The following is a 12,726-nucleotide window of genomic DNA, read 5'->3' as shown; positions in this document are numbered from 1 at the left end:
TGTACCATACTGGGCGGTTGATTACTGGGCTATTTTGTGCGGATTTGGGGGCGGACCGCTGTGTATGGGCGGTGGCTTCGTTTGGAGCGGTGTATTGGGGTGGAGGGGCGGGGCCCGGCGGGTTGGGGGGGCCCGGCCCACGGTCAGAGCTGAGCGCCCGGGTTCAGCCGCCGTCGCAGCTCGGAGCGGGTCTCGTCCTCGGCCCGGGTCTCGTCCGCGGCGCGCGAGACCGGGTCGGGCTCCGCGTGCGGCTTGCACTCCGCGCGGTACGCCGGCGTCTTTCCGGCCAGCAGATACGCCTCGACATGGTCGTTGACGCAGGTGTTGGGACCGCCCGCGATCCCGTGCGTGCCCGCGTCGCGCTCGGTCACCAACGCGGCGCCCGACAGCCGCCGTTGCAGCTCCAGGGCCCCCGGGTACGGCGTCGCCGCGTCCCGTTCGGCGGCCAGGATCAGCGTCCTCGGCAGCTCACCCGGCGCCGTCCGGATGTCCACGGCCCGCTGGCGCGGCGCCGACCAGAAGGCGCACGGCAGATTCATCCACGCGTTGTCCCAGGTCTCGAACGGGGCGTGGGACGCCAGTTCGGTGTTGTCGCGGTCCCACACCTTCCAGTCGGTCGGCCACGGCGCGTCGTTGCACTCCACGGCCGTGTAGACGGCGTTGCCGTTCTCGTTGTCGACGGCCGCCGACGGCTGCGGCTTCGCCTGGTCGACCAGGGGCTTCGGGTTGCCCTCCAGGAACTCCGAGAGCGCGCTCGCGCGCACCGCCCAGTAGTCGTCGTAGTAACCCGCCCCGAGCATCGCCGCGTGCAGTTCGCCGGGGCCGACCTTGCCGTCCGCCGGCTTGAGCGCGACCGCCGCGCGCACCCGCTCGTAACTGCGCTGCACCTCATCGGGCGTGTCACCGAGGCGGTACGTCGCGTCGTGCTTGGCGACCCAGGCCCGGAAGTCCGCCCAGCGCTGCTCGAAGGCGAGCGACTGGTCGAGGTTGTTGCGGTACCAGATCTGCTCCGGGTCCGGGTTGACGGCCGAGTCGAAGACCATCCGTCGTACGTGGGACGGGAACAGCGAGGCGTAGAGCGCGCCGAAGTACGTTCCGTAGGAGGCGCCCATGAAGGACAGCTTCTTCTCACCGAGGGCGGCCCGCAGGACGTCGAGGTCGCGCGCGTTGTTCAGGGACGTGTAGTGGCGCAGGGTGTGTCCGGCATTGCGGGCGCAGCCCTGGGCGTACGCCTTGGCGCGGGAGATCCGCTCCTTCTTGTACGACTCCGAGGGGTGCGTCGGCGCGAGGGTGGGCGCCTTCGCGAAGTCCGCGGCGTTCTGGCAGGACAGCGGCGCGGAGCGGCCGACGCCGCGCGGGGCGTAGCCCACGATGTCGTACGCCGCCGCGATCCGCTTCCACTCGGGCAGCCCGGCCGCCAGCGGGAAGGCCATGCTGGAGGCGCCGGGGCCGCCGGGGTTGTAGACGAGCGCGCCCTGGCGCGCGACGGTCTCCACGGCCTTGCCGTCGCCGCCCGCGGCGCCCGTCTTGCCGGAGGCCTTCACGCGGCTGACGGTGAGTCTGATCCGCTCGCCGTCCGGCTTCGCGTAGTCGAGGGGGACCTCGACCGTGCCGCAGACCAGGGGAGCGGGCAGCATCTCGGCCTTGGGGCAGGTACGGAACTTGATTCCGGCGGCGGCGGCGCGCTTGGCGGCGACGACGGTGCCGCGCTCCTCCGACGAGGTGCCGGCGAAGTCCGCGCCGCCCGCCGGGGCGACGGAGAGGGTGGACAGGACCAAGGAGCCGAGGGTGGCCAGGGCCCCGTACTTCGCAACTGCTCTCATCGCTTTCCCTTCAGGCGTGCCGCGGTGGGGGAAGGCGATCATCTCCGGCGCCCGAGCCCGGCGAAGGATCTGTGAGCGGTGTCGGAGCGTGTGACTCCGATGCGTCATACAGTCACTCAATAGGCCCGTTCGGGGTGCGGGATCGGGCCGCACATGGTTCGTGCACGGGCGCGACGGGGCGGGAGGCGGCGCGGGTACGGGTGCGGCTGTCCCGCCGGTACAGGACGGGCGGTCAGCCTCCGCCGCCTCCCCCTCCGCAGCCTCCGCCACCCCCGCAGCCGCCACCGCCACCGCCGGAACCCCCGCCGCAGCCCGATCCCCCGGAGCTGCCGCAGCCGCCTCCCGAAGCCCCGCAGCCTCCCGAGCCGCCGGAGCCTCCCGAGCCGCCGCCGTCGGCGAAGGCCGCCGTCGCGCACCATTCGACCATCGCGTCGGCCAGATGCGACGCCGGCTCGAAGTCCCGCCCGGGCCGCATGCGCGCCGCGACCGTGAGCTGCTCGCGCAGCAGCCCGTCCGGCAGCGCCGTCGGCCCGTCCAGGGCGACCAGATGCGCCGGCGTGGTGAGGTGCGTGTACGTCGTACGGAACCCGGCCCGGGCCTTGATCCCGGATCTGGTGAGCCGCCGTTTGGCGTGCACCGCGCAGACGATCCCGGAGAAGGTCCCGAGGAACGCCAGCGGCATCATCAGGACGAGGGCCTCCGACGGGGACTTCAGGAGCAGGACGATCGTCAGAGGAATGACGAGCAGGCACAGGACGGCCTGGGTCAGCGCCCAGTACACCCAGATCCGTGCCCTGCTCGCCGGGATCAGCAGACCCCGCGTCGCCAGGGAGTCGCCGATGTCCTGTACGGCGCGGCCGCGCATCACGGCCAGCCGCAGCGAGTGCAGGGCGCCGTGCGGCGCGCGGGCGTGCTCCTGGAGGACGGCGCCTTCCACCGGGTCGTGGGCGACCTGGCTGTGGACGGCGACGATGCCGGGTCCGCCGATGCCCAGCCGCCCGTCCGAGTGCATCGCGACGATGGCGGTCTCGGCGACCCGGCCCGGCCCTCCTCCCAGGAAGGCGGCGTCCATCGGGTCGTGGATCTCATAGGCACCGCTGTGTGAGCGCAGGCTGACCACGCCGACGATCAGTACGACGCTGGAGAGGCCGATGGCCGCCAGGAGAAGGGACGCGAACAGCTCCACGGCCGGTCACCGCCCCACGAGGACGGAGCGGGCCACCCGGGCGATACGCGTCGCCCGGCCCGGCGGGCGTGCCCCGGACCGGTCCCGCCACCACCGCGTCAGCTCACGCCGCGCCGCCGCGTCCGCCGGCAGATCGGCGATCAGCAGGTGCTCCGCGAAGTCGAGCGCGTCGCGCCGGTAACCGGCGCGCATGGGGCGGGACTTGGCGTACGCGAGGAACGCGGTGCGGTAGCCGTCACCGAGGATGCCCGGCAACTCAGGCGCCACCTTGGCGACGACCTCGGCCCGCTTCCCGGCGAGCGCCCGGCTCTGCACCCCGAGCCGCCGCGAGTCGAACCCCTCGGGGGCGGGGGTCCCGGCGACGAGGGCGGACAGCAGGGCGGTCTGCGCGAGAGCGAGGCGCTCCCGGACGCGGTCGGCCGGGACGTCGCCGGGCCGCGCCCGCTCCGAGGAAGGCGTCGCCCCGGACGGACCGGCCGAGGCGGGGGCCGGGCTCTCGGCGCCTTCGGACGGCTTCTCCGGGCCGGGAGCGACTCCCGTACCCCGTACGGGGGCTGGGCCGGGTCCCCGCAGCGTCGCGCGGATCGTGTCCAGTTCGGCGGCCAGTTCGGCCGTGGGCGGGAAGTTGTCGTCCCGCTCCAGCAGGACCCCCGGCGGGGAGACCCGTGAGCGCAGTTCCGCCAGGATGTCGAGCACCGGGGCGCTCACCGGGTGGGCGTGCGTGTCGTGCCAGACGCCGTCGCGTTCGACGCCGCCCGCGACATGCACATAGGCGATCGCCTCGACCGGCAGCTCGTCGAGCGCCTTCGCCGGGTCCTCGCCCCGGTTGACCTGGTTCGTGTGCAGGTTGGCGACGTCGATCAGCAGCCGTACGCCCGTACGCTCGACCAGCTCCGCCAGGAACTGACCCTCCGTCATCTCCTCGTCGGGCCAGTTGATCAGCGCGGCGATGTTCTCCACCGCGAGCGGCACCGGCAGGGAGTCCTGGGCGATCCGCACGTTCTCGCACAGCACCCGCAGCGCGTCACGCGTGCGCGGCACCGGCAGCAGATGGCCGGCCTGAAGCGTCGGGGAGGCGGTGAGCGCGCCTCCGGCCCGTACGAAGGCGATGTGTTCGGTGATCAGCGGGGAGCCGAGTGCCTCGGCCCGCTCCGCCAGATCGGCCAGGCGCTTGGCGTCGGGCCGCTCGGCGCCCCCCAGGCCGAGCGAGACGCCGTGCGGGACGACGGTGACGCCGCGTGCGCGGAGCCGGACGAGAGAGTCGGGGAGATGGTCAGCGCAGACGTTCTCGGCGACGGCCTCGACCCAGTCGACGCCGGGCAGCGCCTCCACCGCGTCCGCGATCTCGGGCCGCCAGCCGATGCCGATCCCGAGGTCTCTCAGCGCCCCCGGCCGGGCTCGGCCCGCCGGGCTCCCGAGCTCCGCCGGGCCTCCCGGCTTCCCCGGATCCGTGAGCGTCCCCTGGTTCTCCCGCTGTGCTGCGTGGCTCATGAGTCCCCCTCCTCCGTACCGCGGCGAGTGCCGGTTCAGGAGTGATGGCCCCGCCGGATCCCGGTGAATCCGAAGGAGGGGACGTTCAGAGCATGATTTGAGGTTCCCCAGAAAGCGGACGACCGTCATGATTCCCGGCATTCACCGATTCACGGCGTCGCCTTGACGCTCGGCGGCGGCCGGTTGGTGTTGACGGCCGTCGGCGCGCCCGGCTGGGTGGAGGGCCGGGAGGTGAAGGAGCTGTCCCCGGTCGGTGAGGCGGCCGGCGGCGACGGCGGAAGGTTGCCGTTCGGCGGCGGCGGACCCGTGGGGCTGGCGGTCTTGGTGCCCGCGGCCTCCCGCGCGATGCTGTCGAAGTCCACCAGGCCGGTGGCCTCCAGCATGGTGATGTGGTCCAGCACCGTCTGGTTCGCGTCGGTCGCGAGCTGCCGTATCAGGGAGTTCCGGGTCGTATGTCTGACCTCGGCCACCAGCGCGAAGACCTTGCCGTGGGCATTGCGCAGCAGATTGGCGAACTTCCGGTCGTACTCCGCGCCGGTCGCCGCCGACAGCTCCCTGAGCCAGCCCTGCTGCAGGTCGTTGGGCTGGTTCGGCAGCGCCACACCGAGCTTCGCCGCCACGTCGCGCGCGCGGGCGTCGAGATCGGTGTGGCCGACCACGAGGTGGTCACCCGCGTCCTTGATGGCCTGGCTCGGGGCACGCTCGATCGCCTGCTGGCCGGCGGGCAGCTCCCACAGGCCCGCGAGCCGCACCTTCACGAGGAAGTCGCGGTCCGTCGCCGAGAGCGGACCCCACTGGGTCGACACGCTCGACGCCGCGAGGTTCGCCTCCCCGGTGCCGGACCGGTCGGCGTACGACCAGACTGGAAAGGCGAGCGCCCCGACCGTCGCGACGAGCGCCGCGATGATGAGTGCCGTGCCATTGATACGTCGCAACAAAGTGTTCTCCCGGGCCGATGTACTAACACCGCGTACCGCCGCTTACCACCGCAGAATTAACCGCTCGCGGAGCGGTCATACAACCTACCTAGCGGTATAGGGAGATACGAATTCCGGAACGGGAGTGTTCAACGCCGCAGCGCCGGATGATCCGCGACCACCGTGCTCGACCCCGGAGCGATCTCCGTAAAACCGGCATCCCGGACCAATGGCAGCCCGCTGACGGTCAGCTGACGCCAGCGCGCGGCGTCCGGAGTACGGACGGCGAGCGGGAAGCCGGCCTCCCGCCACGCCTTGCGCTCCGTCTCCGACAGCTCCCACCATGCGAGCTGTGCGCCGTGGCCCGCCTGGGCCATCGCCTTGCCCGCCGACATGCCGACATCGGGGCTCAGCCAGAGCACCGGTCCGGCCGGGTCGGCGGCCGGCGGATCCTCGGGGTCGGCCAGCTCGGTGCCCGACACCTGGAGCTTCGCCAGCTCCTTCGGCCAGCCGTCCAGCGGGACCGGCGGAAAGACCCGTACCTCCGCGTACGGGGCGAAGGCGGCGCCCTCGGCGGCCTCGGTGGCATCCTCGGGGCTGGTCACCGTGATCCCCGGCAGGTGCGACGCCTTCCGCCACTCCGCGCCGCGCGCCCGGCGCACCACCTTGCGGATCCGGGCGTCCTGCCAGTCCCGCATCGCCCGGGCCCACTCGCCGTCGCCCGTGGACCGCTCGTCGGCGAGCATGACGAGGACGGCGCGGGCGGCGGCCTCCAGCGCGTCGGTACGGGTCGGCGGCGCCGCCTTCTCGATCCGCACCACCAGCGGCAGGACGTACTGCGGGGCCTCGTCCCGCGCGGTCCGCTCATGCCGGAACGGGCTGTCGGCATGGATCTCGGCGCCGTCCGGGCCCCGGCCGTGGTCCTGGTCCCGGCCCTGGTCCCGGCCGTCGGTCGGGCCGCCCGTCGTGGTGCCGGAGGTGTTGTCGATGCTCACGTGTCAAGTGTGCCAGTCCCGACTCGCCGTCCTGTTGGCGGAACAGCCCCCTCCGGGTGACCATGCTCGACATGAAAAGCGATCTTTTTGCCAGCGAGAACATGGCACAACAGGCCACCACCCCCGGCATGAGCCTCCAGAACGCCAAGTCCGTCAAGTACGCCGTCAACGGTGAGATGCACGCGCGCCAGGGGTCGATGATCGCCTTCCGCGGCAATCTCCAGTTCGAACGCAAGGGCCAGGGCATCGGCGGGATGCTCAAGCGCGCCGTCACCGGCGAGGGCCTGCCGCTGATGGCCGTCAAGGGCCAGGGCGAGGCGTGGTTCGCCCACGAGGCGGCCAACTGCTTCATCGTCGACATCGACCAGGGCGACTCGCTCACGGTCAACGGCCGTAACGTCCTGTGCTTCGACTCCACCCTCTCCTACGAGATCAAGTCGGTGAAGGGCGCCGGCATGACCGGCGGCGGCCTCTTCAACAGCCTCTTCACCGGCTACGGGAAGCTCGCCATCATCTGCGAGGGCAACCCCATCGTCATCCCCGTCAGCCAGCAGGCACCGGTGTACGTCGACACGGACGCCGTCGTCGGCTGGAGCGCCCAGCTCAGCACCTCGCTGCACCGCTCGCAGTCCGTCGGGTCGATGATCCGCGGCGGTTCGGGCGAGGCCGTCCAACTGATGCTCCAGGGCGAGGGTTTCGTCATCGTCCGGCCGAGCGAGCTGACGCCCACGAAGCCCTCCACGAACTGACCGCCACATGGAACTGCGAGGAGTGGGCCGCCGCTACGGCGTCGGCGGCCCCTGGGTGCTGCGCGGCGTCGATCTCGCGCTGCCGCCCCACAGCCTGATCCGTGTCGAGGGCACGAACGGCAGCGGCAAGTCGACGCTGCTGCGGCTGCTCGCCGGGATCGACTCGCCCACCGCGGGCCGGGTCACCGGACGGCCGGGCCGTACGGCGTACGTCCCCGAGCGGTTCCCCGTCGCGCTGCCCTTCACGGCCGCCGGATATCTGACGCACCTGGGCCGGATCCATGGACTGCGGGGGCCGGAGGCGGTGGCGCGCGCGGCCGAGTGGCTGGAGCGCTTCGGCGCCGGCGGCCATGCCCGTACGGCGCTCTCCGAACTGTCCAAGGGCACGAGCCAGAAGGTCGCGGTCGCCCAGGCGCTGCTCGCCGACCCGGAGCTGCTGGTGCTGGACGAGGCGTGGACGGGGCTCGACACCGCGGCCCGTGCACAACTCGACCTGGCGGTCGCCGAACGCGTCGCCGCCGGCGGCACGGTCGTCTTCGTGGACCACGACCCACAGCGCCTTGCCGGTGCGTCCGACGCCGTGTACGCGGTGGCGGGAAACGCGCTCGTACGCGGTACGACACCGTCCTCACCGGCCCAACAGGGGCCCCGGGTACGGGTCCTGGCCGTCGGCCCGCCGGGCGCGGCGCCGCCGGACGGACTGCCCGGCGCTCCCACGCACGAGCCGGGACCGGAGACCGGGACCGTACTGCTGAGCGTCGCCGCCGCGCACTCCGACGCACTGCTGCGCGCACTGCTCGCGGCCCGCCCGCCCTGGCACATCCGAGAGGTACGCGCCCCGGCCGGCATCGAACAGAACGCGACGAGCACGACGGAGCACGCCACTTCATGACCGCACTGTTCCGCTACCACACCGCCATGCTGCTGCGCTCACAGCGCTGGCTCCCGCCGGTCCTGCTCTACGGGATCATCCTCGCCGTCGGCGTCCGGGGCGGCGAGCCGGTGCTCGACTCGCTCGGTGTCGCCGCGGCGGCGCTGCTCCCGGTCACCGCCTGGCTGGTGCGGATCTGCGTCACCCAGGAACCGGACGCGGCGCGCGCCGTCACGGCCGCCGCCTCCGGCATGCCCCGCGCGCATCTCGCCGCACTGCTGGCCGCGGCGGCCTGCGCGACCGCGCTCGGTACCGTCGGCACGGTGATCGTCACGGCCGTCAGCGCCCCGAAGAGCGCCGACGGCCTGGTGGACGTGGCGCCCCTGCCGGCCGGCACGGCCGGGCTGCTCGCGGCGCTGGTCTCCCTCCTGGTCGGCACCTCGGTCGGAGCGCTCTGCTCCCGGCCGCTGCTCCGCGGCCGGGGCTGGTCGCTCGCACTGACCGCGCTCTTCGCGCTGCTGGCACTGGTGACCACGGGTTCCCCGGCGAAGGCGGCCGTCACCGGCCTGGTGACCGGCTCACGCACGGGCGCGATCCACACCCCCGGCCTGCCCCTGGCCGCCGCCGCGCTGCTGGCGGCCGTGGTGGCGGGGCTGGTCTGCGTCCTGGGCGTCCGGCGCGCCTGACGCGGTCGGCGGTTCAGTAGGCTCGACGCCATGGATGACGACGCCAGGGGCACCGAACCGGTCGAGTACGCGGACTGCGTGCACTGCGGCGAGCCGACCGAGCACCCGGAATCCACCAAGGGCACCACGCTGTGCCCGGTCTGCGAATGGCACGAGGCCCAGCGAACGGCCTGCTCGGGCTGACCGCCGTCCGGCGCGCCCGGCACGGTAGCTTGCCGCGTTGTCGGACTCGTCCGAGTACACGCGGTACAAGCACGGTCCTCCTCCGCTTGGCGACGCACCGCACCGGGCGCCCGGGGGCGATCCGCTGGAAGGGCACTGGAACACATGCCGTGAGCCCGTCCGGCGAGACGGACGACGCGCCTCCTGAGTACGCGCTGTCGCGGTGAACGCGGCCCGTTCTGGGGCCAGTTGGCCCGCGCGGGCGCGCGACGGGCGGGAGGCGCACGGGTCCGTGGGGACGTCCAGGCGCTCCCACAGGGTGCGCGCGGCACGGACTCCGGCAGCCGGTTCACGCCCGCCCGCGCCGCCGCCCGCCCGCCGCATTGCCGCCGGATGCGCCGGGATCGGCAGCGCGGTCGCGTGCGGGTCGCCGGATCCCCCGGGGGCCGCTGCCCGGTCCCGCCGCGTGATACCCGGATCCTCCGGGATCCGCCTCCCGGTCCCGTCCGGCACCGCGCTCCCCCCGCAGGGTGAACCCGGTGTCCCGGGGCTCCGGCAGTCCCGTTCCCGGCACGTCGGCCGGTCCCGTTCAGCTCTTCATCAGCTCCGACACCTTGACGAAGCGGTAGCCGCGCTCGCGCAGTGCCGGCACGATCTTCCGGACCGCCTCGTCCGTCACCGGTGCCGCGCTCGTCGTGCAGTGCATGACCACCAGTGAGCCGGGCCGCACCTCGGTGAGTACCCGCTCCGCCACCGCGTCCGCGTCCGTGGCGAACGCGTCGCCGCTCACCACGTCCCACTGCACCGCCGTCAGACCGGCCGGCGCCAGCGCGCGCAGCGCCGACCGGTCGTAACAGCCGCCGGGGAAGCGGAGATACGGCACCACCTGCCGTACCCCCGCCCTCCGGAAGGCGCCGAAAGCCCGCTCCACATCGGCGGCCATGTCCTCCTTCCGGAGGGCCGGCAGCCCATGGCAGTCGGCCGTGAAGGAGTGGTGGCTGTAGGAGTGGTTCGCGACCTCGAACAGGGGGTCGGAGCCGATCTCTCTCGCCTGGTACGGATACTCCTCCGCCCACCGGCCCGTCATGAAGATCGTCGAGGGGACTTCGAGCCGGCGCAGCGAGGCGATCAGGGTCGGGTTGTCGAAGCGCTCGCCACGCGCGGCGCGCGCTCCGTGGTCGACCGTCATATCCGCGTCGAAGGTGAGCGCGACGGTCTTGACGGCCGTTCCGGCACGTGTCTTGCCCGTGGGGTCCGCGGCGCGGAGGAAGACCGGGGTGGTCGCCGGGCGTTCCGGCCCGGCCGGCTGGCGGGTGACGGGGCCGGTCGACGCGGCAGGAGCCAGTCGCGTATCGGTCTCGGCGGCGCATCCCACGAGGACGGCCCCCAGCAGGGCGAGGGGCACCAGTCTCGGTACGTATGTAGGCATACAGGGAAAATATATGACTAAATGTTCATCCTGCGGTTTCGGCACTCGAAGATTGCCGGAACCCGGCACTGCTCTGCCGTGACGGACCGTGAGAAAATTCTTCTTCCATTCAAGGGTTCAAGGGGGACCGGCGAGAGCCGGGGGAGGGGCGACCCATGGATGTGTTTCTCGGTCTCGGTATCGCGGGTGTTGTCCTGCTCGCCGTGGCGCTGATCTTCGACGGGATCTTCGAGGGGCTGTTCGGCGGAGTGCTCGAAGGCCTGTTCGCCGGTCTGTTCTCGCTGCCCGTCGTGGCGGGATTCGTCGCGATGCTGGGCTTCGGCGGCGCGATCGTGCTCGGTACGACCGACCTCGGCGCCGGTCCCGCGATCGCGGCGGGCGTCGTCGCCGGTGCCGTCACCGGCTGGCTGGCCTGGAAACTCAGCCGCGTACTGATGCGCGATCAGACGGACGCCACACCGAAGGGAGCCGATCTCCTCGGTACGTCGGGGTCCGTGGTCACGGCCATTCCGGTCGACGGCTACGGCGAGGTGATGCTCCGGGTGGCGGGCCAGCCGGTGAAGTTCGCCGCGAGGAGCACGGTGCCGCTCGCACGGGGCGCCGAGGTCTGGGTGGAGTCGACGCTGTCGTCCACCTCGGTCGGCGTCCGTCCCGTGGAGCGCTGACCCCCACCGCCGCACGGCCGGCCGCCGCACCGTCGACCGCCCGCGTCACCGAACGGGCCCGTCACGGAACCGGCACGTCACCGAATCGCCGCCGCACCGAACCACCACTCGGCGACCGGCGTCCCACATGTGCGACGCCGTCAGCTTGTACGTCAACAGGGGGCAACCATATGAGTCCAGTGATCATCGCTGTGGCGGGAGTCGTCGTACTCCTCGTCCTGCTCGCTCTCGTCGTCATCACCCGTTACAAGGTCGCGGGCCCCAGCGAGGCCTTCATCATCACCGGCCGCCGGGGCAAGTCGTCCACCGACCCGGTCACCGGCCGGGTCAGCACCGACAACAGCGGCCAGAAGGTCGTGGTGGGCGGCGGCGTGTTCGTCGTCCCGTTCGTCCAGCAGAAGTTCACGCTCGACCTCTCCAGCCGGCACATCCCGGTCGCCGTCCGGGGCGCCGTGACCCTGCGCGGTGTCAAGGCGCACCTCGAAGGCGTCGCGATCGTCAAGGTCGGCGGCAACGAGGACGCCATCCGCGCCGCCGCCCAGCGCTTCCTGCGGCAGCAGAAGGGCATCGTCGGCTTCACCCAGGAAGTGCTCTCCGGCGCACTGCGCGCCATCGTCGGCCGGATGGCCGTCGAGGACATCATCCGCGACCGCGCCGCCTTCGCCGGGCAGGTCGCCGAGGAGGCCGAGGCGAGCCTCTCCGGGCAGGGCCTGATCCTGGACGCCTTCCAGATCCAGGACATCACCACCGAGGGCTCGTACCTGGAGGACCTGGGCCGGCCCGAGGCCGCCCGCGCCCGCCAGGAGGCGGACATCGCCGAGGCGATCGCGAAGCGGGCCTCCGAGCAGGCGAGGCTCAAGGCCGCCGAGGAGATCGCGGTGGCCGAGCGGACCTTCTATCTCAAGCAGGCCGAGATCAGGGTCGAGACCGAGGCGGCGAAGGCCAAGGCCAACGCGGCGGGACCGCTCGCCGAGGCCGCGCGCCAGCAGGAGGTCCTCAGCGAGCAGGAGAAGGTGGCGCAGCGGCAGGCTGCCCTGACGGACCGTCAGCTCGACACACAGGTGCGCAAGCCGGCCGACGCCGCCCGCTACCAGGCCGAGCAGGAGGCGGAGGCCCGCAGGATCGCGCAGGTCAAGGAGGCCGAGGCGGACGCCGAGCGGTCCAGGCTCACCGGTGAGGGCGAGAAGCTGCGCCGTGCGGCGCTCGCCGAGGCCGTACGGATCGAGGGTGAGGCGGAGGCCGACGCCATCTCGGCGCGCGGTACGGCGGAGGCCGGCGCGATGCAGAAGAAGGCCGACGCGTTCGCTCAGTACGGTGACGCGGCCGTGCTCCAGATGCTCGTCGAGGTGCTTCCCGCCGTCGTCGGCAAGGCGGCCGAGCCGCTGAGCGCCATCGACAAGCTGACGGTCATCTCCACCGACGGCGCGAGCCAGCTCTCGCGGACGGTCACCGACAACGTCGCGCAGGGCATGGAACTGCTGACGTCGACCACCGGCGTCGACATCGCCGAGCTGCTGAAGGGCCTGTCGGGGCGTACGGGTCCGTCCGGGCCCGCCGGGGTCAAGGCCGAGGCCAGGACGGTTGCCGGGGCCGAGAGGGCCACGTCGCCGACGAGCGAGAAGAAGATCGAGATCAGCGGCTGACGAACGTCAGATCCCTTTCCCCGAGGGGGCGGGGGGGGGCGGCGTGGGGGGGGCCCCCCCCACCACAGCCCCCCGCCCCCGGACACCAAAAACCACACACCCCCCAAAA

The 12,726-nt window shown here is 72.4% G+C and carries 12 protein-coding genes; 6 read left to right on the top strand and 6 right to left on the bottom strand.

Annotated elements, in window-relative coordinates; genetic code table 11:
- Positions 1-143 precede the first annotated feature (143 nt).
- The 5 genes from ACFWU9_RS36025 to ACFWU9_RS36005 form a co-directional block, all read right to left on the bottom strand.
- Positions 144-1,823, bottom strand: coding sequence for an alpha/beta hydrolase (locus ACFWU9_RS36025; protein ID WP_384325316.1), 1,680 nt, complete (start codon positions 1,821-1,823; stop codon positions 144-146).
- A 232-nt stretch (positions 1,824-2,055) separates the two neighbouring features.
- On the bottom strand, positions 2,056-3,009 hold the full coding sequence (locus tag ACFWU9_RS36020) for a TIGR04222 domain-containing membrane protein (protein ID WP_384325315.1): 954 nt from the start codon (positions 3,007-3,009) through the stop codon (positions 2,056-2,058).
- Positions 3,010-3,015: 6 nt separating this feature from the next.
- Positions 3,016-4,500: a DUF692 family multinuclear iron-containing protein gene (locus ACFWU9_RS36015; protein WP_384325314.1), complete on the bottom strand. Its 1,485-nt coding sequence runs from the start codon at positions 4,498-4,500 to the stop codon at positions 3,016-3,018.
- Positions 4,501-4,649: 149 nt separating this feature from the next.
- Positions 4,650-5,435, bottom strand: coding sequence for a DUF4142 domain-containing protein (locus ACFWU9_RS36010; protein ID WP_384325313.1), 786 nt, complete (start codon positions 5,433-5,435; stop codon positions 4,650-4,652).
- A gap of 131 nt (positions 5,436-5,566) precedes the next feature.
- Positions 5,567-6,310, bottom strand: coding sequence for a peptidyl-tRNA hydrolase (locus ACFWU9_RS36005; protein WP_384325318.1), 744 nt, complete (start codon positions 6,308-6,310; stop codon positions 5,567-5,569).
- A gap of 173 nt (positions 6,311-6,483) precedes the next feature.
- On the opposite strand from ACFWU9_RS36005, the gene ACFWU9_RS36000 reads away from it, so the two are divergent.
- Genes ACFWU9_RS36000 through ACFWU9_RS35985 form a run of 4 tightly spaced genes read left to right on the top strand, consistent with a single transcriptional unit; the run spans position 6,484 to position 8,901 of the window.
- Complete coding sequence (locus ACFWU9_RS36000) at positions 6,484-7,161, top strand: AIM24 family protein (RefSeq protein ID WP_384325311.1); 678 nt, start codon at positions 6,484-6,486, stop codon at positions 7,159-7,161.
- Positions 7,162-7,168: 7 nt separating this feature from the next.
- The gene (locus tag ACFWU9_RS35995; protein WP_384325310.1) at positions 7,169-8,053 is read left to right on the top strand and encodes an ATP-binding cassette domain-containing protein; all 885 of its coding nucleotides are present in this window, start codon (positions 7,169-7,171) and stop codon (positions 8,051-8,053) included.
- A complete protein-coding gene (locus tag ACFWU9_RS35990) occupies positions 8,050-8,718 on the top strand; it encodes an ABC transporter (protein WP_384325309.1) in 669 nt (222 codons plus the stop codon). The genes ACFWU9_RS35995 and ACFWU9_RS35990 overlap by 4 nt, the downstream gene beginning before the upstream one ends.
- A gap of 30 nt (positions 8,719-8,748) precedes the next feature.
- Positions 8,749-8,901 carry a hypothetical protein gene (locus ACFWU9_RS35985; protein ID WP_384325308.1) on the top strand — a complete coding sequence of 51 codons (153 nt, stop codon included), beginning with the start codon at positions 8,749-8,751 and terminating at the stop codon, positions 8,899-8,901.
- Between the two features lie 568 nt (positions 8,902-9,469).
- Here ACFWU9_RS35985 and ACFWU9_RS35980 read toward each other — a convergent pair.
- Complete coding sequence (locus tag ACFWU9_RS35980; protein ID WP_384325307.1) at positions 9,470-10,309, bottom strand: polysaccharide deacetylase family protein; 840 nt, start codon at positions 10,307-10,309, stop codon at positions 9,470-9,472.
- A gap of 155 nt (positions 10,310-10,464) precedes the next feature.
- Here ACFWU9_RS35980 and ACFWU9_RS35975 point away from each other — a divergent pair, with 155 nt between their 5' ends.
- Both ACFWU9_RS35975 and ACFWU9_RS35970 read left to right on the top strand, forming a co-directional pair.
- Entirely contained in the window at positions 10,465-10,974 is a 510-nt protein-coding gene (locus ACFWU9_RS35975; protein ID WP_384325306.1) for a hypothetical protein, read from the top strand.
- A 170-nt stretch (positions 10,975-11,144) separates the two neighbouring features.
- The gene (locus tag ACFWU9_RS35970; protein WP_384325305.1) at positions 11,145-12,617 is read left to right on the top strand and encodes a flotillin family protein; all 1,473 of its coding nucleotides are present in this window, start codon (positions 11,145-11,147) and stop codon (positions 12,615-12,617) included.
- Positions 12,618-12,726: the final 109 nt, after the last annotated feature.

Source organism: Streptomyces sp. NPDC058653 (assembly GCF_042716895.1).
Classification (GTDB): domain Bacteria; phylum Actinomycetota; class Actinomycetes; order Streptomycetales; family Streptomycetaceae; genus Streptomyces.
The sequence above is the reverse complement of the archived record's forward strand: the minus strand, read 5'-3'. Positions and strand labels throughout refer to the sequence as shown.